Raw genomic sequence first — 16,476 nt, forward strand, 5'->3', positions numbered from 1 at the left:
GGCGATGGCCGTGCCCCGCGGCATCGCCTTCCCGCAGAATTCCGGTGTTCTGGTGGCCAGCGGAGAACGGTTGCACGCCAAGGCAATTACGTTGTCGTCGCGCAAGTGGGGGCGGCGCACCGACGTCGAGCTGCTGCGATTGTCGTTTGGGCGGTTCGGCGACGACCTGGCAATCCGTGCCTCCGACGACGAGCTGCTGGCGTGGGCGCTTGACGATCTGGCGACCGTTTTCGAGCTGACGATCGACCCGGTGGATGTCCGCGCCCAGCGCTGGCCGGATGCGATGCCGCAGTACGGGCCCGGCCACAGTGACCTGGTGGCCGAACTGCGGGCAGGTCTGCCGCCGACCCTCGCAGTGGCGGGCAGCTATCTCGATGGGATCGGGGTGCCCGCGTGCATCGGCGCGGCCGGGCGGGCGGTGACCAGCACGATCCAGGCGGTCGAAACCTTCGTGGCACGATAGCTCTCATGGCCCGCTTGGACTACGACGCGCTGAACTCCACCGTGCGATACCTGATGTTCTCGGTGTTCTCGGTCAGCCCAGGGCAACTCGGCGAAAACCGCGGGGCAGTCGTCGACGAAACCGCGACCTTTTTCAAGCAACGTGAAGAACACGGCGTCGTGGTGCGAGGTCTCTACGACGTCGCCGGATTGCGAGCCGACGCCGATTTCATGATCTGGACGCACGCCGAGCGGGTCGAAGCGCTGCAAGCCACCTACGAGGACTTCCGCCGGACCACGACGTTGGGCCGCGCGTCGACGCCGGTGTGGAGCAGCGTCGCGCTGCACCGGCCGGCCGAATTCAACAAGAGCCACATTCCGGCGTTTCTGGCCGGCGAAGAACCGGGCGCCTACATCTGCGTCTACCCGTTCGTGCGGTCGTATGAGTGGTATCTGCTGCCCGACGAGGAGCGGCGGCGCATGCTCGCCGAACACGGCATGGCGGCCCGCGAGTACAAGGATGTGCGGGCCAACACGGTGCCGGCGTTCGCGCTCGGGGACTACGAATGGCTGCTGGCCTTCGAGGCGCCGGAACTGCACCGGATCGTCGACCTGATGCGGGAACTGCGGGCCACCGACGCACGGCGACACACCCGCGAAGAGACGCCGTTTTTCACCGGGCCGCGAGTTCCGGTCGAGCAACTGGTGAATTCGCTGCCCTGAACCGACACCAGAGGGGGATGCATGACAACGCAATTCGATCCCAACGATCCCACCCGTTTCGAAGAGATGTACCGCGACGAGCGGGTTACGCATGGCCTGCCGGCCGCCACACCGTGGGACATCGGCGGCCCGCAGCCGGTGGTGCAGCAACTGGTCGCGCTCGGCGCGGTCAAGGGCGAGGTCCTCGATCCGGGCACCGGCCCGGGCCATCACGCCATCTACTACGCGTCAAAGGGCTACTCGGCCACCGGGATTGACGGCTCGGAAGGCGCGGTGCAGCGAGCCCGCGAGAATGCCCGCAAAGCCGGGGTATCGGTGAACTTCCAGCTGGCTGATGCGACGAAGCTCGACGGACTGGACAACCATTTCGACACGGTCGTGGATTGCGCTTTCTACCACACATTTTCGACCGAGCCGGAGCTACAGCGGTCCTACGCGCGGGCCCTGCACCGGGCCACCAAGCCGGGAGCCCGGCTGTACATGTTCGAATTCGGCATCGGCAACGTCAACGGGTTCTACATGCCGCGTTCGCTGTCCGAGGGCGACTTCCGGGGAATCCTGCCCGACGCCGGTTGGGAAATCACCTATCTGGGGCCGACGACCTACCAGATCAACATGAGCTCGGAGAACTTCGACCGGATGCTCCAGCGCACTCCCGAACTGGCCGAGCAAATGAAGCCGGTGGCCGAACGGTTCCGGACCATCGAGCCGTGGCTGACCGACGGCCGCGCACATGCCCCGTTCTGGGAAGTGCACGCCACCAGGGTGGACTAGGCCGCGACCTGGCGCAGCGCCTCGGTCAGTTGGGCGGCGGGATCGGCGGGCATCTCGGTCCAGCGCGCGGCGATATACCCGTCGGGTCGCACCAAACTGGCGCCCCCGGGCCCGACACCGTAAGCCTCGTGAAACGGTCTCGGGCCCAGCACCTCTGACGCGTCAAGGCGCACGAACGCTACATCGATGCGCTTCGCGGCATCGGTCCAGCCGTCGTCCTGGGTCAGCAGCACCCAGCCGTGCTGAAAGAGGTCGAGCGTCGACGACGTCTGCCCGTCCGCGCAGCGCAGCGCCAGATGCGGAGCCCGGGTCCCGGGTTGTCCGGCCCACTGGTCCGGTCGCTGTGCGGGCGGCAAGGCGTCCGAGGCGCCCAACACCGCCGAGGAGCGATAGAGCTGGCCGAGTTCCATTGCAAGGTCGTCGATGACCTCGACATCGCTGGCCGGACTATCAACGTAAGCCTTGTAATCGGCGCGGGCAAAGATCTGCTCATGGCGCAGCCAGGCGATCGGCCGCCGCTCGGCGTCGTAGGTGTCGAGCAGCGCCGACGCGGCATCACTGCGGAGCACGGCTGCCAGCTTCCAGGCCAGATTGTGTACGTCCTCGATGCCGGTGTTCGCGCCGTAACCGCCGCGGTTGGGTGGCAATTGGTGTGCGGCGTCTCCGGCCAGGAAAACCCGTCCGGCGCGGAAGCGGTCAGCGATGAGCGCGGCGAGTTCCCAACGGCCGGTGGTGAGCAACTCCACTGGCAGGTCGGGGATGCCGACCGCTTGTCGGACCACAGCGGCCTGCTGGTCCGCGTCACGGTCGATGTCGTCGCTGAGCATCAGTACCCAGCGCCCGTCTGAATAGGTGGTGAGAAACGCTGTGAGACCGGGCTGTTTGATCTCGAACTGCACGACGCCGTGCTCCAGGTAATGGTCGATAGGCGCCCGGAACAAGATGCTGCGCTGAACCGACAGCAGCCCTTCGCCACTGCGATCGATACCCAGGGAGTCGCGTATGTGGCTGCGGGCTCCGTCGGCGGCGACGAGGTACTGGGCCAGCATCCGGTAGCGGACACCGTCGCGTGGCTGCAGCGTGACGGTCACCCCGTCGTCGTCTTGGGTGAGCCCGGTCATCTCGGTGCTGAGCCGTAGGTCGGCTCCCAATGCGACGGCCCGGTTGCGCAGGATGGGTTCCAGTCGGTCTTGGGCGATGGCCGTGGCCGCTGCGGGTGAATACTCATAACGCGGCGCGGCGGTGTTGGCGGTCCACAAGTACTCCTCGAACCAGGTGCCGGCGAGGCTTTCCACATGGGCCCGGCGTGGCGGCCCATGACCTTGAGTGGTGGCGGGAAGTTCGACTCCGACGGCACGAAACAACTCCAGCGTCCGTGTGGTGTAGCCGATCGCGCGGGGGTGAGCCGAACTGCTCGCGTGTTTCTCCACCAGCGTGACGGGCACTCCGTGGCTGGCGAGGAACACGGCTGCGGACAGCCCCACCAGGCTGCCGCCGACGACCACTACCGGCTTACTCTCGATGATCTGAGCTGCCACGATACAACAAAACCATAACTGATTAAGAAATACAAGTCACTAAAATTATTAAGCGAATAGCGGAATTGGTAGCCTGGTCGGATGGTCTCCGAACCCGGTGGACGCCGGGAGCGTAAGAACGCGCAGACACGCGCGGCGTTGGCCGACGCGGCGCTTCGACTCTTCCTTGAGAAGGGTTACGACGCGGTCAGCGTCAAGGAGATCGCCGATGCCGTCGACATCTCGGTGCCAACCGTGTTCAACCATGTGCCCGATGGCAAGGAAGCTTTGATGTTCGACGACGGCACCGAACGCCGGGAGAGTTTGCTGGCTGCCGTGCGCGAGCGCCCTAGCGGGCAGTCGGTGATGGCTGCGCTGCGGGAATTCATCGCCGGCCGTGGACCTTTCGTGGCGGATTCAACGCCAGAGTTACGCCGGCGAACCGACCTGATCATGACGACGCCCGCGTTGCGCGGCTACACACGCAAACTCTGGATCAGCTGCGAAGAACCGCTCGCCGCCGCGATTGCCACCGAAATGGGCAGGCCGCACGACGATCTGACCGCCCGTGTGGTCGCCCGCTATGTGCTGGAGATTCCGGAGTTCGTGGGTGATGCGGCCGACCCGGTAGGCGCGATGCACGCCGTCTTCGACTTACTGGAGCACGGGATGACCGAAGCGGTCGGCGTCAGGAGCCGGCCGGCACCAGGCGCAGCGAAATCGAGTTGATGCAGTAGCGCTGGTCGGTGGGCGTCGGATAGCCCTCGCCCTCGAAGACGTGGCCGAGATGGCTGTGGCAATTGGCGCACAGCACCTCGACGCGCGTCTGGCCCAGCGAGTGGTCAGGGCGCAGGATCACCGCGTCGGAGTCCGCCGGATCGAAGAATGACGGCCAGCCGCAATGGGATTCGAACTTCTCGGTGCTGCGGAACAGTTCGGCGCCACAAGCGCGGCACTGGTACACGCCTTCGGTCTTGGTGTCGGTGTACTCACCGACGAACGGGCGCTCGGTTCCGGCGCGACGCAGCACGTCGAACTCTTGCGGGTTGAGTTTCTTGCGCCATTCGTCGTCGCTGAGTTGCAGCTTTGGAGCGGAGGAAGTCATGCCTCCACGCTAGCGCGAGGTTGCGGAGGCGTCACCCAGGGCGGATCGATCCCGTCGTCCAAGCGGTTTTCGGCTTTGGCGTCGACGTAGCGGAAGTACAGCACGGTGAACACCACGATCAGCAGCAGCGACCAGCCGTAGGTGATCTTCAGGTAGTCCAGCGGCCGCCCGATGTACATCCAGTGGAGCAGCAGCCACTTGTCCATCGTCAGGAAGCCGTAGACGCCCAGCCAAGCCGGCCAGTTGCGAATCACTGAATTGGGCAACACCACCGTCATCAGGAACGGGAACAGCATCATCGAGTAATAGCCCTGGGCCAGTGCCAGCACCAGCCACGACCACAGCAACAGCACACCCGACGATGTGCTGAACCAGAACAGCGGATCACGGGTCCGGTAATAGCGATACAGCAGCCACAAGGCGCCGATAGCCAGCAGGGTGAACAGGATTCGCAGAAACAGGATCAGCCAGAAAGGCAGCCCGAAGTAGACTCCGTTGCCTTCGATCGAGCTGTTGAAGTAATCGCGGACGCCCAACGTGTAGGGCACGGTGCGGGTGACGAAGTCCATCGGGTGGACCACCAGGGGCCATGCGGCCAGATTGAACGCCGCCGGCACCACCAGGGCGGCCAGCACTGCGCGCCACTGACGGTTCAGGAACGGCAAAAGCAGCAGTGGTAACAGCACCGGCTTGACCACCAAAGCCAGACCGATGGCGATGCCGGCCCACCACTGATGCCTGACGCTGTTGGCTTCCGAACCGTCGAGCAGCCAGCGCAAGAACAACACCTCGAGCAGCAGGATGACGCCGTTGATGTTGGTGAAAACCAGTGTGCTCGTGACGGATTCGGTGCAGAACATCGCCAGCAGCAAGGCTGGGGCCGCCACCGAGGTCAGCCTGAAGTTGAACATCCGCAGCAGTAAGTACCCGGCCAGCACGATGGCGGCGCTGTTGACTGCGACGAACATGTAGCGCGACTCCGCGAACGGCAGATAACCGAAGGGCGCCATGATCAGCGTGCCGCCGGGCGGATACAGGTAGTGCGGGTCGACGTAGTCGAAATGCTCGTTGTAGATGTCCCAGCCGTGCCGGAAGTTCGACAGCGCGCGGTAGACCGGCTTGAAGTCGTCGGTGATGTTGCCGTTGGCGGGCAGCACGATGGTGCGGTGGATCACCGCCATGATGGCCAACGGCCACAGAATCGAACGCAGCACGGTCGCAGTGCCAGGGGCGGCGGTGCGGGGGGCAAATATGGCCTGCGTCCAGTCACGCAGGCCGCTACGAGGGGATTCAACTGCCGTCACGAGCGCCGCTCCTCCTCACCGCTTCGCGCTGCATCGTCGGCGGCGCGCGTCACGAGCGCACCCTATACGGGCCGAAGGATCAGGCGGGACAGTAGGTGTCGGTGGCGGGCAAGTTGCCGGTGTCGAGGTAGCCGACCAGCGGGGGAACCGCGCACGACGAGTAGATGCTCGCGCCATGGCCGATGCCCTGCCACATCACCCGCTTACTGGCGGCGGTCGCGTTGATGATGGTGGCGGCGGTGGCCGAGACGCCTTCCTCCCCGACGATCGGGTCGCTCTGCACACCCATCAGTAGCACGTTGACCTTGAGGATCTTCGGCGGTTGGGGCGGCTGGGTGCTCGGCCACGAGACGCACTTGACCAGGTTGAGCGCGCCGACAGTGCCGAACTCGGGGTAGAGCTTGGCCCAGGCCACCACCAACTCGCGAATGCGGTCGGGCGTGGGCCGGTTCACGGCGTCGCTGCAGGAGTTGACGAATTGTCCATCGGTGCCGGTGGTTGCCTGTGCCCGGTTGATCAGGCTGGTCAGCAGGTTGGTGTCACCGGAACGGGCGCTGTTCAGCGCGGCGGCCAGGGCGTTGGTGGTGCCGACTCCGTCGCCGGTGGGGAAGCCCAGCGCGATGTTGATGGCTCTGGCGATGGAGGCCACCGACGCACCCGCCGGACCGTGGCCGGCGTGGGCGTCGGCCAGCATCGTGCTCACGGCGGCTTTCGGGTCGGGGCCCAGCGGGCAGTTCACCGCCGCGCATTGGGCGGCGAACGCATCCAGCGCCGCCTCCTGACCCTTGACCTTCTGCTCGGCCGCGGCTTCGGCGCCCACACCGAGCGCCACCGGCGAGTCGAGCACCAGCCTGGCGACCCGGTCGGGGTGGGCGCTGGCGTAGGACAGCGCTACCTGGGCGCCGTTTCCGATGCCGATCAGCGCCAGCGCGGGCACGTCCCAGGTGCTGCGCAGCCGTTCGATATCGGTAGCGGCGTGGATGTTGTCGTAGGCGGAGTCGCCGGGCGCGATGGTGTCGGTGCAGCTGGTGGTGGCGTTTTGCACGATGTCGGCGAGATTGGCGACGGGATCGTTGCCCGCCTGGAACTGCGCCTGATCGTGGATCTCCTGGCGGTCGAACTGGTCCAGGCAGTCGATTGGGCTCGATGAGCCCATGCCGCGCCGGTCGATGGCCACGATGGGGTGTTTCTTCAGTACGTCGGCACCGGCGCGCGCGAGCCACACCGCCAATTGCAGCGACGACGGCAGGTCCGAACCGGTGGTGAAGACCAGCGGGCCGGCATCGCCGGGCGTCTGGGCCGCGCGAGCGCGCATCACGCCGATGCTCAGCGTCCCGGCGGCACCGTTGACCGGGTCGAGATCGGCGTCATAGTTCGAGCATTCCAGCTTGACCCCCACCGGCGCGGGGACCCCCGCGTCGCCGAAACCCCGCGCTGTGCAGTCGTGCCACGGCAAGTCGTTCTTCGGCTTGGCAATCGGCGGAGGGGCATTGGGCGCCGTCGTCTTCGTTGCCTTGCCCTGCGGCCGGGCGCCGGCATTGGTGGCAAAACGCGGATTGGCGGCCAGTCCAGGTGCGCAGCCGGCCAGCAATGCGGTCACCACAATCAGCGACGTGGTGAATGCGGCGCGCCGGCTCATGCCGACCACAGTAGCGATTCGTTGATCGATCAGACCTCGCGCACGTACCGCGTGTACAGGTAGCCGTCGTCGTCGGTGAGGACGTGGGCCCGGCGCATTCCGGTCAGCACCTGCTCCGGACCGGTGGCGATCCGGCCCGCCTGGCCGCCGACCAGGGTCGGCGCGATAGTCAGGCACAGTTCGTCCAGCAGGCCGTTTTCGACGAACGAGCTGAACAGCGTCGGACCGCCCTCGGTCAACACCCGCGGCACGCCGCGTTCGGCCAGCACCGCGAGCACCGCGGCCGAGTCGACCTGATCCGGGTCGTTGATCGAACAGTCGACCACGTCAGCCAGTCCGGCCAACGTGCGCCCGGTCTGGTCGGCCGCCGCCGTGCAGGTACACACCATCGGTGGCACCTCGGTGCGGGTGAACACCGGCAAATCCCGGTCCAGGTGGCCGGATCTGGTGACGATCGCCAACGGCGGGACTTCGCTTTGCCCGCGAGCCTGCCGGCGCTGACGCTGCGCGACCGTTGGGCGTGCGCCGGAGTATCCCTCGGCCCGCACGGTGCCCGCGCCGACGAGGATCACGTCGGCGACTTCGCGCAGCACGTGGAACACCGCCCGGTCGCCGGGACCGCCAAGCTGGCCGGATTTGCCGCCGAAGGTCGCGCCACCATCCAGGCTGGCGATGAAGTTCGCGCGCAACCACACGCCGTCGTGGTCGGTGGGGTAGCCGTAGAGATCGGGCAGGTCGGTGCCGTCGAGGTCGCGGGTGGAGCCAAGCAACCGCAACTGCAACCCGCCGGCACCGTCAGCTGAAGCGTCAGCCATGCCGATGATTGCAGCACGTCGGTAGGGTGCCTGCATGCGCGGGGTTGCTCGACTGGTCGACCGGCAGCCCACCGTGTCACCGGAACGGCTGATCGCTCAGCTGACGCCGCCGCCGACCTTCGCCGACGCGAGCTTCGCGAGCTACCACCCTGACCCGGCCGAGCCGACTCAGTCGGCCGCCGTCGAGGCCTGCCAACGATTTTGCCAGCGGGCTGTCGAACGCCGTCGCGGCCGCAGAAGGCTTCTCGGCAGACGAGAAGCCTCGCCGGGTGTCGGGCTGTACTTGGACGGTGGTTTCGGCGTCGGCAAGACGCATCTGCTGGCCGCCGCCTATCGTCAGCTGCCTGATGATCCAGCCCACCCCAAAGCTTTTGCGACGTTCATGGAGCTCACTCAGCTCGCCGGGGTGTTCGGTTTCGTCGAGTGCATCGATCTGCTGGCCGATTACACGCTGCTGTGTATCGACGAGTTCGAGCTGGACGACCCCGGCAACACCACGCTGATTTCGCGGCTGCTTTCCCAACTCGTCGAGCGCGGTGTGTCGGTGGCCGCCACTTCCAACACCTTGCCCGAGCAGCTCGGCGAAGGGCGGTTCGCCGCCGACGACTTCCTGCGCGAAATCAACACGCTGGCAGCAATCTTCGACGTGGTTCGCATTCAGGGGCCCGACTACCGGCACCGCGACCTGCCACCGGCGCCGCAGCCGCCGTCTGATGACGAGGTAGCCGCTCGTGCCGCGGCCGTGGCGGGCGCGACCCTGGACGACTTCGACGCGCTCTGCGGCCATCTGGCCACGATGCATCCGTCGCGCTACCTGGCGCTGGTCGATGGGGTGACGATGGTCTGTGTGATCGGTGTGCACACCGTCGACGATCAGAACGTCGCGCTACGACTGGTGGCCTTGACCGATCGGCTCTACGACGCCGGCATACCGGTGCTGGCTTCGGGGGAGAGGCTCGACCGCATCTTCGGCGACGAGATGCTGGCCGGCGGATTTCGCAAGAAGTACCTGCGGGCCACGTCGCGACTGCTGGCGCTGAGCGCTGCCGTCAACGCTTAGGCCGCGGCCAACGGCCGGACCATCACGTAGTCACTCTCGGTGTGAGCGCCCAACCGGAAGCTGCGCGTTCCGTTGACGGTGAAGCCCTGCCGCTTGTAAAACTGTTGAGCGCGTTCGTTTTTCTGGTTGACACCGAGCCATACGCAGCCAGTGCCCCATTCGGCGGCGGCCGCGAGGGCGGCGTCCATCAACGCCGTCGCCACGCCCGCGCGGTGGTGAGCCGCCAACACGTACATCTTGGAGATCTCGGCGGCCGGTCGAATGTCGACCGCCCGTTGCACCTCAGGATCGTCGCTGACGCCGTTAATCAGCATGGCGTAGCCAATGATTCGGCCTTCGCGAGCGGCGGTGAAGATACGCCGTTGCGGGTCGGCGAGGTACTCGGCGAAACGCGCGTCGGACAGGTTGGCGTCGATGAACGACGTGACGTCTGCGAGCGCGACCGACGGGGGACAGGCCAGTGGAAAAGTGTGTGCCGCGACCGCAGCCAATTCAGCAGCGTCGACCGTATTCGCTGAGGCGATCCGGACTACAGGTTCCACTGCGCGAGGTGATAGCCCGTCTTCTTGTCCAGCAGAACAACATTGGCGACCGGATCACGGTAGGCCTCCCAGTACACCCCGCCGCGAACGATCGAGCCGGCCGGCGCATTGGCCAGCGCGGCATCCAGCGCATCGGGAGCGTCGGAGTTGCGGGACTTGTACGCGTCGCCGAACGGGGTGACCCCGTCGAACGTGAAATCGGTCAGCATCTGATACGGGTTGGGCACCCGCACCGCGTGGATCGCTACGTCAGCGCGCACGACCGCGCTGTTCGGAAAACTCTTGACCGGGATACCGACACGGTTGTAGCCGAAACCAGGCGGCGGGTCGACGGGTTGCACGCTGCTGACGGTGATGTCGGCGATCATTTTTCCGGTGTCGACCCGCAATGTGTCACCGAGATGGCCGATCGGCGCGTCGCCGGCCGACGCGCGTGGTACCGCGATGAGCGTGGCCGCGACGACAGCAATCACGGCAACCAGGTAGCGGCGCATCTTTCCTCCTCGACGACCATCGCATGATGGCACACTGCCGGGCTCACGTCGTCGGGTTGTGTAACCCTCAGCTCTTGTTGCCGGCGGCCATTGACGTGAGCACGGCGACCAGATCGGCCTCGGCGCGGCCCTTGTCGACGCCGGCCCGATGCAGCGGACCGTTGCCGTCTTCGAGTTCGAGCAGGGCAAGCAGAACGTGCTCCGTGCCAATGTAGTTGTGGCCCAGCCGAAGTGCTTCACGAAAGGTCAGCTCGAGCGCTTTGCGGGCCGTCCCGCTGAAAGGGATTAGCGCCGGCACCTTGTCCGCGGCGGGCGGCAGCGTGATCGAGTCCCGCAGCGATTCGGGGTCGATGCGTTGAGCTCGCAGCAGTTTGGTGGCCAGTGCTTCGGGGTCGTTCAGCACCCCGAGTATCACGTGGTCCGGGGTGATCTCGTTGTTGCCGGCCTCGTGCGCGGCATTCTGGGCGGCGACCACGGCGTTGCGGGCCCGGGGAGTGAAGCGCTCGAAGCCGCCGTTCGGGTCGAGCGTGGTGGTCTCGGCGCGCAGCACGAAGCGCTTCTGGGCGGCCTGCTTGGTCACGCCCATGCTCTTGCCGATATCGGTCCAGGAGGCCCCCGACCGGCGGGCCTGATCGACGAAATGCCCGATCAGGTGGTCGGCGACTTCACCGAGATGCTCGGCTGCCAGGACCGCGTCGCTGAGTTGGTCCAGGACGTCGGGGTGCACCTCTTTGATGGTGGTGATCAGTTCGTCGAGTCGGACAGGATGGGATTGCACCATGTCGTCAACACTAGGTTGACGGGCGCTCATTCGTCAACTCCGAGTTGACGCAGGGCGTCCGAAGTCAGCCTTTCGGGTAGCCGCGCCGGACCGTGCGATCCAAGATGCCCAGCGACGCCCGCAGCGCGCCTTCGGAGAGGACCGGGAAAATGCCGGCCTCCCGCCACTTCTCGTCGATCTGCGACCAGTCGTAGAACGACGTGACGAGGGTGCCCTCACTCTGCTCGTCGGGCTCGAGGCGGTAGCCGTAGACGTGGCCGAGCTGAGGTCGGATCTGCCCCAGGACCGTCCAGGCGATCAGCCGGTCCTGCTCGAATTCGCGGATGGTGACGGTCACGTCGTACTTGCCCAGGTCCGGAAAGTCGTTGAGGGACTCGCGGTCCATGTGGACGACGAAGCTGTCGCCGGCAGCGGCAACGGACGCCCCGTCTGCGTCCTGCAACATCCCGGACGAATCGATGGCGACGTGACCTTGCGGATCGCACAACACGGCGAAGATATCGCCTGCCGGTGCGGAGATCGTGCGCTGGACTTCGAATCTGTCGGCCATTCGGTAGATCTTGACAGCACAACCGCGTCGATGTGGCGGTTCGGTAACCGCGACAAACATGTCGGCGTGCGCGACGATGGACAGATGAGACGTCTGCTGACGTTGCTGGTCGCAGCAGCCGCACTGTGCGTGGCAATGACCGCGCAGGCGAACCCCGGCCGTGCTGATCCGGGTCTTGATGCGAGTTTTCTCGACGCGCTGGTCAAGGCGGGCATCACCATCAAAAGCGAAGCCGGTGCGATCAAAGCCGGCAAGGCGGCGTGCGGAATGATGGAGCAAGGTCGGCCGGAACTCGATGTCGTCGGGCTCGTGACGAGGCAGAATCCGGGCTTGGACACGACCAGGGCGGCCCAGTTCACTGCGATCGCGGCGAGCGCCTACTGCCCGCAGTACCTCCAACGCGCCGGTGGCAACGGTGGGGCGACGACCACCGCACCCAACAACGGATAGATGTTGCGCCATGATGGGGCGATGAGACGTCTTCTGGCGGTGCTTGCCATTGCCTCGTCACTGGGCGCCGCGATACCAGCGCATGCAGACCCGAATGTCGATGCGAGCTTCGTCGACGCGCTGAACAAAGCCGGCATCACCTCCGACGACTCCAGAAGCGCCATTAGTGCCGGCAAGACTGCGTGCGAGTTGATGGGCCAGGGAAAGCCGCAAATCGACGTCGTTGCGCTTGTGGCGCAGCAAAATCCGGCGATCAGCACGACCAGGGCGGCCCAGTTCACTGCGATCGCGGCGAGCGCTTACTGTCCGCAGTACCTGCATCGCGCCACCGACGGCGACGGCAGCCAGGCGCAGCCCCCGCCAGATCGAGTGGGAGTATCGGGCGGTCAGCAATAGGTCAACGGCTGCCGGGGGTCAGTTGTGAAAGTCGGTTTGGCGGCGCAGGCGCTGCCCATGCGTTTTTCGCCGATGGCGGTGACGCGAAGTAGCTACCTGTCTGCGGTCGCTGCTCGTGCGGATTCGTTCTGGCTGGCCGATCATTTGAACTCGTTGTATCCGCGTTCGATGGCCAAGCCGAAATACATCGGCGGCGCCCGACTGGCGCCAAAGGTCGACGCAAACCTCGAACCATGGACCGTTCTCGGGCATTTGGCTGCCCGAAATCGATTGGGGCGGATGCGACTTGGAATCGGGGTGACCGATACCGGTCGACGCAATCCCGCGGTCACCGCTCAAGCGGCCGCGACCCTGCATCTGCTCACGCGTGGACGAGCGATCCTGGGCATCGGGACCGGCGAGCGTGAGGGCAACGAACCTTACGGCGTGGACTGGTCTAAACCGGTGGCGCGGTTCGAGGAGGCCCTGGCGACGATCCGTGCGCTGTGGAACTCCGGCGGCGAGCTGGTCACTCGCGACTCGCCGTTCTTTCCGTTGCACAATGCAGTCTTCGATTTGTGGCCGTATCGCGGTAAATGGCCTGAGATTTGGATCGCCTCGCACGGACCCAGAATGTTGCGCGCCACCGGCCAATACGCCGACGCGTGGTTTCCCGCAGCCGTGTTTTCACCGACGGATTACGCCCGCGGCCTGGACGCGGTCCGCACCGCGGCGTCGGATACCGGACGAGATCCGCTGGCCATTGCTGCAGCGACTTTTTTCTTCGTCGTCACGGGGCGCAGCCGCGAAGAGGTCGACGAGGCGCTGGAGTCGACCGCGATGAAGACCTTCGTGTTGAACGCCCCCGCGGAATTGTGGGAGCGTCACGGCGTCGCACACCCGGTGGGCCACGGTTTCCAAGACCTCATCCCGCAAATCCTCGACGAGGACAGCGTGCTGAAGTACACCTCCAACGTGCCGTTGTCGCTGCTCAAAGACGCATGCTTGCAGGGCACGCACGACGAGATCGTGGACCAACTAGCGGACTGGCGCGATCACGGGTTGAGCTATCCGGTCCTGCTGAACTTGAGCACCTTGCAGCCGAGCCTTCGCCGCGGTCTTGCCGCCGGGAACCCGTTCGCGAAAATCATGCGCGGGGTGCGCAAGTTGTGATATTCGCAGTTGCCCGGCGCTCGAATAGACTTGTCAGACAACAAGTTCGATATCTTGACGCGAGTTAACGCTGAGATGTCGGGTGGCTACATCCTGACCCAGACCCACTGCCGGGAACCCTCGTCCCAATTTGCGTGCATTCCCTGTGCCCACCACGGCGGGGGAGGCGGCGGCGGGACGTCGACCGGTGCGTACGGCGGTGCGTAGGCCGGTCGGACGACGTACCAGTCCGGCATCGCCGGCTGCGGATGGCACTCACCGGTCCAGACGTTCCGCGACCATGCGGGGTCGCACCGCGGCGAACTGGTCACGCAATGTGAATACACGCTCGGGTCGCACTGCGGCGAACTGACTCCGGGCGCCGCGACGGTGACAGCGGATGTTGCGACCGCCGCAGCCGCCAGCGGCATTGACGCCACCACGCCAGCGATGGCGAGACGGCCAAGAAATCCTGTCATGCCAGGCCTCCTGTGGATCGCGGTGCGCGACTTCGGGCGTGGTCCAGCTTATGTGCTCAACGCACGCCGCAAACCACAATTCGGGTGCCGTCGTGAAATGGGTCACGATCGCTGCATATCGGGCAGACGACGGGCGACCCCGCTGTTGGTAGACGATAACGGCCACTAAATCAGATGGTGACCTCGACACCAGCGAGGCTGACATGAGGCAAACCACCACCCACGGACACCGCATCATCCGTTGGTCAATCTTTGCGGCCGGGGCCGCGATGGCCGCGGCATTGACGCTCCCGGCGCCCGCGGAAGCCGCCTCCATCGACTCCCGTTTCGACATCTGCGCGGCGCTGCGGAACGGCACGAGCCTGGCCGCGATCGAGACCACCCTCGAAGCGCGCGGTTACAACGCAACAAACGCCGGCGTCCTCACCGGAACCACGATCCGTCAGCACTGCCCGGACCAGGCCGGCAACGCGATGTCCCAAGCGCAGAAGGCAAGCGCGTAAGCCCCAGCCGACGCGCTGCAGGCTGGGGCGTGGGTTTGGCTGGTGGAGCGGCGTCGGCCGCGGCGATGATCGGGATGGGCAGCGCCCACGCCGACACCCTAGATGAACTGTTGATTCAGGCCGAGGGCGACATCAACGATGCCGCCACTCCCTATTCCGGTCTTGATCCTTCGTTGCTCCCGGCAGAGCAAGCGGCACATGTCGGAGACGAGGTGTCGGCTCTGCAAGGCGAAGCTGGCCTGATCTCGCAAATTCAGTCCCAACAGGACGCGCTCCCCGAGGCTCTCCAGGGCAGCTCGCAGCTCCTCGGTGACGACCAACAGCTCGCCACGGCTTCCAACGATCTGCTCACGGCGATGAACACATTTGTGAATGCCGCTTAGGCGGGTGACTTCGCCACGGGACAAACAACCACGCTCGCCGGTGATCTGACAGGCTACTTTGCGAAACTTGACGTAGCTGGCGCTGAGGTTTTCCACGTTCTCCCCGCCGAACTCAACGCCGAGTTGGCTACCGCGTTCGCTCCTTGCCGATCTGGCTTCGATCTTCGATGCGGGGCCGGCTGCGGGCATCGCAGCGGGCTTGGACCCGTCCACGGCGATAGACCCCTCCATCTTCGCCGACCTGGTATCGTCAATCGGGCTGTAATAAGCCCAGGCACAACGGGACTCAGGCGGATATGGGGCTTTAGAGTCCGTTCAGGCGATCAATCGCTTGGGACAGCGTCCTTTTGGTCCGCTCGAAAGAGCCCAACGTGTGCACGTCCATAGGCCCGGTGACGCGAAGGTTAACGTTCAGCTCCTTGAAACGCCGGTAGCGCATGATCCTCAGTTCGATGCTCTGAGGATCAGAGCCCGAGTTGCCACTCGATGTATACGTGACGGAGATCGATGCGGGGGTCTCCACGCGATCGAGGCAATCACGAAGATCAGCCCCGGCCACCGTGGCCTGGTCGTCCGACTGGCCGACGTGGTAGTCACTCTTCGTGGCAGGTGTCCCAAACAATCCGGCGCACTGCGCGACCACGGGTTCGAGCGCGTGCCATGCAGCGACCACGTCAGTACCGGTGATCTCCAATTCGGCCAGGTGACTAGCGCTTGTCACTGCGTGATCGCCTCCTTCACGCAGCAGCATAGAGAACGGCGGGACCTGATCGCTCATTCGGACGTGGACTACGGCGATCCGGTTGCGCCTGTCGCGATCGAAGCCGAAGTCATTCCTCTCTCAGTCCCAACGCCCAACTTACTCAACATGTGTGTTATCGACCCGCCGGTTCGGGTAACCCGTAGTGCGAGAAGGTGTCCACTCGGGGCGCCGCTAGACAGGAGCTGAAATGATCGGATCAATCATCCTTGCCCTCATCGCGGGCGCGATCATCGGTGTTGTGGCGCGTCTTGTCATGCCGGGTAGGCAGGACATAGGCATGATCACGACGGTTCTGATTGGCGCCGCAGGCGGCCTGATCGGCTCAGCGGTGGCGAGCCAATTTGGATATCACAATGCAAATGGTGGACTTGCCTGGATCCCGTTTTTCATCGGAGTCGCCGCCGCCGTCGTACTCATCGCGATCTACGAATCCGTGGTCGGCGGGCGTACCCGTCCCGGCCTCTTGGGTCGGCGCAGTGGTACCGGCTTGATGGGTCGGCGTACGCGTACCAGGTTGCCGTTCGTCAGATAACCGGTCGAAGCTCGCCCGAACCGCCGACAGTTTGGCCGCGTGGCACGGGCTCAATCGATTGGCTCTGGTGGGTGCTCGCCGTAGACGCCACGGT

General features: G+C 65.2%; 21 protein-coding genes and 1 pseudogene. 11 read left to right on the forward strand and 11 right to left on the reverse strand.

The window, feature by feature from the left end; all coding sequences use genetic code 11:
* From WAN02_RS20025 to WAN02_RS20035, 3 genes and pseudogenes are all read left to right on the forward strand, one after another.
* Window positions 1–463, forward strand: a pseudogene (locus tag WAN02_RS20025) (protoporphyrinogen oxidase); the annotation flags it as partial.
* Window positions 464–468: 5 nt separating this feature from the next.
* Window positions 469–1,164 (forward strand): hydrogen peroxide-dependent heme synthase, encoded by a 696-nt coding sequence (hemQ, locus tag WAN02_RS20030; RefSeq protein WP_422265973.1) that lies wholly within the window; start codon window positions 469–471, stop codon window positions 1,162–1,164.
* Window positions 1,165–1,185: 21 nt separating this feature from the next.
* Window positions 1,186–1,938 carry a class I SAM-dependent methyltransferase gene (locus tag WAN02_RS20035; protein ID WP_422265974.1) on the forward strand — a complete coding sequence of 251 codons (753 nt, stop codon included), beginning with the start codon at window positions 1,186–1,188 and terminating at the stop codon, window positions 1,936–1,938.
* Here the strand turns inward: WAN02_RS20035 and WAN02_RS20040 are convergent.
* Window positions 1,935–3,476 (reverse strand): FAD-dependent monooxygenase, encoded by a 1,542-nt coding sequence (locus tag WAN02_RS20040; RefSeq protein WP_422265975.1) that lies wholly within the window; start codon window positions 3,474–3,476, stop codon window positions 1,935–1,937. The genes WAN02_RS20035 and WAN02_RS20040 overlap by 4 nt on opposite strands.
* Before the next feature lie 81 nt (window positions 3,477–3,557).
* On the opposite strand from WAN02_RS20040, the gene WAN02_RS20045 reads away from it, so the two are divergent.
* A complete protein-coding gene (locus WAN02_RS20045) occupies window positions 3,558–4,184 on the forward strand; it encodes a TetR/AcrR family transcriptional regulator (RefSeq protein WP_422265976.1) in 627 nt (208 codons plus the stop codon).
* Here WAN02_RS20045 and msrB read toward each other — a convergent pair.
* From msrB to WAN02_RS20065, 4 genes are all read right to left on the reverse strand, one after another.
* The gene (gene msrB, locus WAN02_RS20050) at window positions 4,144–4,560 is read right to left on the reverse strand and encodes a peptide-methionine (R)-S-oxide reductase MsrB (RefSeq protein WP_422265977.1); all 417 of its coding nucleotides are present in this window, start codon (window positions 4,558–4,560) and stop codon (window positions 4,144–4,146) included. The two genes, WAN02_RS20045 and msrB, sit on opposite strands and share 41 nt — an antisense overlap.
* Complete coding sequence (aftC, locus tag WAN02_RS20055; RefSeq protein WP_422265978.1) at window positions 4,557–5,864, reverse strand: arabinofuranan 3-O-arabinosyltransferase; 1,308 nt, start codon at window positions 5,862–5,864, stop codon at window positions 4,557–4,559. Before aftC ends, msrB begins: the two co-directional genes overlap by 4 nt.
* A 79-nt stretch (window positions 5,865–5,943) precedes the next feature.
* Window positions 5,944–7,521, reverse strand: a complete 1,578-nt coding sequence (locus WAN02_RS20060; RefSeq protein ID WP_422265992.1) for an alpha/beta fold hydrolase — start codon at window positions 7,519–7,521, stop codon at window positions 5,944–5,946.
* An 11-nt stretch (window positions 7,522–7,532) separates the two neighbouring features.
* Complete coding sequence (locus WAN02_RS20065; protein ID WP_422265979.1) at window positions 7,533–8,318, reverse strand: pyrimidine reductase family protein; 786 nt, start codon at window positions 8,316–8,318, stop codon at window positions 7,533–7,535.
* A gap of 34 nt (window positions 8,319–8,352) precedes the next feature.
* On the opposite strand from WAN02_RS20065, the gene zapE reads away from it, so the two are divergent.
* On the forward strand, window positions 8,353–9,378 hold the full coding sequence (gene zapE / locus WAN02_RS20070) for a cell division protein ZapE (protein WP_422265980.1): 1,026 nt from the start codon (window positions 8,353–8,355) through the stop codon (window positions 9,376–9,378).
* Here zapE and WAN02_RS20075 read toward each other — a convergent pair.
* The 4 genes from WAN02_RS20075 to WAN02_RS20090 form a co-directional block, all read right to left on the reverse strand.
* Window positions 9,375–9,920: a GNAT family N-acetyltransferase gene (locus WAN02_RS20075; protein ID WP_422265981.1), complete on the reverse strand. Its 546-nt coding sequence runs from the start codon at window positions 9,918–9,920 to the stop codon at window positions 9,375–9,377. The two genes, zapE and WAN02_RS20075, sit on opposite strands and share 4 nt — an antisense overlap.
* On the reverse strand, window positions 9,908–10,414 hold the full coding sequence (locus tag WAN02_RS20080) for a hypothetical protein (RefSeq protein WP_422265982.1): 507 nt from the start codon (window positions 10,412–10,414) through the stop codon (window positions 9,908–9,910). The genes WAN02_RS20075 and WAN02_RS20080 overlap by 13 nt, the downstream gene beginning before the upstream one ends.
* A gap of 67 nt (window positions 10,415–10,481) precedes the next feature.
* Window positions 10,482–11,195, reverse strand: a complete 714-nt coding sequence (locus tag WAN02_RS20085; protein WP_422265983.1) for a Clp protease N-terminal domain-containing protein — start codon at window positions 11,193–11,195, stop codon at window positions 10,482–10,484.
* A gap of 64 nt (window positions 11,196–11,259) precedes the next feature.
* A complete protein-coding gene (locus tag WAN02_RS20090; RefSeq protein ID WP_422265984.1) occupies window positions 11,260–11,745 on the reverse strand; it encodes a polyketide cyclase in 486 nt (161 codons plus the stop codon).
* 84 nt (window positions 11,746–11,829) lie between these two features.
* Here WAN02_RS20090 and WAN02_RS20095 point away from each other — a divergent pair, with 84 nt between their 5' ends.
* Genes WAN02_RS20095 through WAN02_RS20105 form a run of 3 tightly spaced genes read left to right on the forward strand, consistent with a single transcriptional unit; the run spans window position 11,830 to window position 13,743 of the window.
* On the forward strand, window positions 11,830–12,195 hold the full coding sequence (locus tag WAN02_RS20095) for a DUF732 domain-containing protein (protein ID WP_422265985.1): 366 nt from the start codon (window positions 11,830–11,832) through the stop codon (window positions 12,193–12,195).
* Between the two features lie 21 nt (window positions 12,196–12,216).
* On the forward strand, window positions 12,217–12,591 hold the full coding sequence (locus tag WAN02_RS20100; RefSeq protein ID WP_422265986.1) for a DUF732 domain-containing protein: 375 nt from the start codon (window positions 12,217–12,219) through the stop codon (window positions 12,589–12,591).
* 57 nt (window positions 12,592–12,648) lie between these two features.
* Entirely contained in the window at window positions 12,649–13,743 is a 1,095-nt protein-coding gene (locus tag WAN02_RS20105) for an LLM class flavin-dependent oxidoreductase (protein WP_422265993.1), read from the forward strand.
* A gap of 86 nt (window positions 13,744–13,829) precedes the next feature.
* Here WAN02_RS20105 and WAN02_RS20110 read toward each other — a convergent pair whose 3' ends face one another.
* Complete coding sequence (locus WAN02_RS20110) at window positions 13,830–14,201, reverse strand: hypothetical protein (RefSeq protein ID WP_422265987.1); 372 nt, start codon at window positions 14,199–14,201, stop codon at window positions 13,830–13,832.
* Between the two features lie 203 nt (window positions 14,202–14,404).
* On the opposite strand from WAN02_RS20110, the gene WAN02_RS20115 reads away from it, so the two are divergent.
* Both WAN02_RS20115 and WAN02_RS20120 read left to right on the forward strand, forming a co-directional pair.
* The gene (locus tag WAN02_RS20115; protein WP_422265988.1) at window positions 14,405–14,704 is read left to right on the forward strand and encodes a DUF732 domain-containing protein; all 300 of its coding nucleotides are present in this window, start codon (window positions 14,405–14,407) and stop codon (window positions 14,702–14,704) included.
* A gap of 29 nt (window positions 14,705–14,733) precedes the next feature.
* The gene (locus tag WAN02_RS20120; RefSeq protein ID WP_422265989.1) at window positions 14,734–15,087 is read left to right on the forward strand and encodes a hypothetical protein; all 354 of its coding nucleotides are present in this window, start codon (window positions 14,734–14,736) and stop codon (window positions 15,085–15,087) included.
* A 304-nt stretch (window positions 15,088–15,391) separates the two neighbouring features.
* Here the strand turns inward: WAN02_RS20120 and WAN02_RS20125 are convergent, their stop codons facing one another.
* Entirely contained in the window at window positions 15,392–15,865 is a 474-nt protein-coding gene (locus tag WAN02_RS20125) for a hypothetical protein (protein ID WP_422265990.1), read from the reverse strand.
* A 172-nt stretch (window positions 15,866–16,037) separates the two neighbouring features.
* Between WAN02_RS20125 and WAN02_RS20130 the strand changes: the two genes are divergently transcribed.
* Window positions 16,038–16,382, forward strand: coding sequence for a GlsB/YeaQ/YmgE family stress response membrane protein (locus WAN02_RS20130; protein ID WP_422265991.1), 345 nt, complete (start codon window positions 16,038–16,040; stop codon window positions 16,380–16,382).
* Window positions 16,383–16,476: the final 94 nt, after the last annotated feature.

The organism is Mycobacterium sp., assembly GCF_049281135.1.
Taxonomy (GTDB): domain Bacteria; phylum Actinomycetota; class Actinomycetes; order Mycobacteriales; family Mycobacteriaceae; genus Mycobacterium.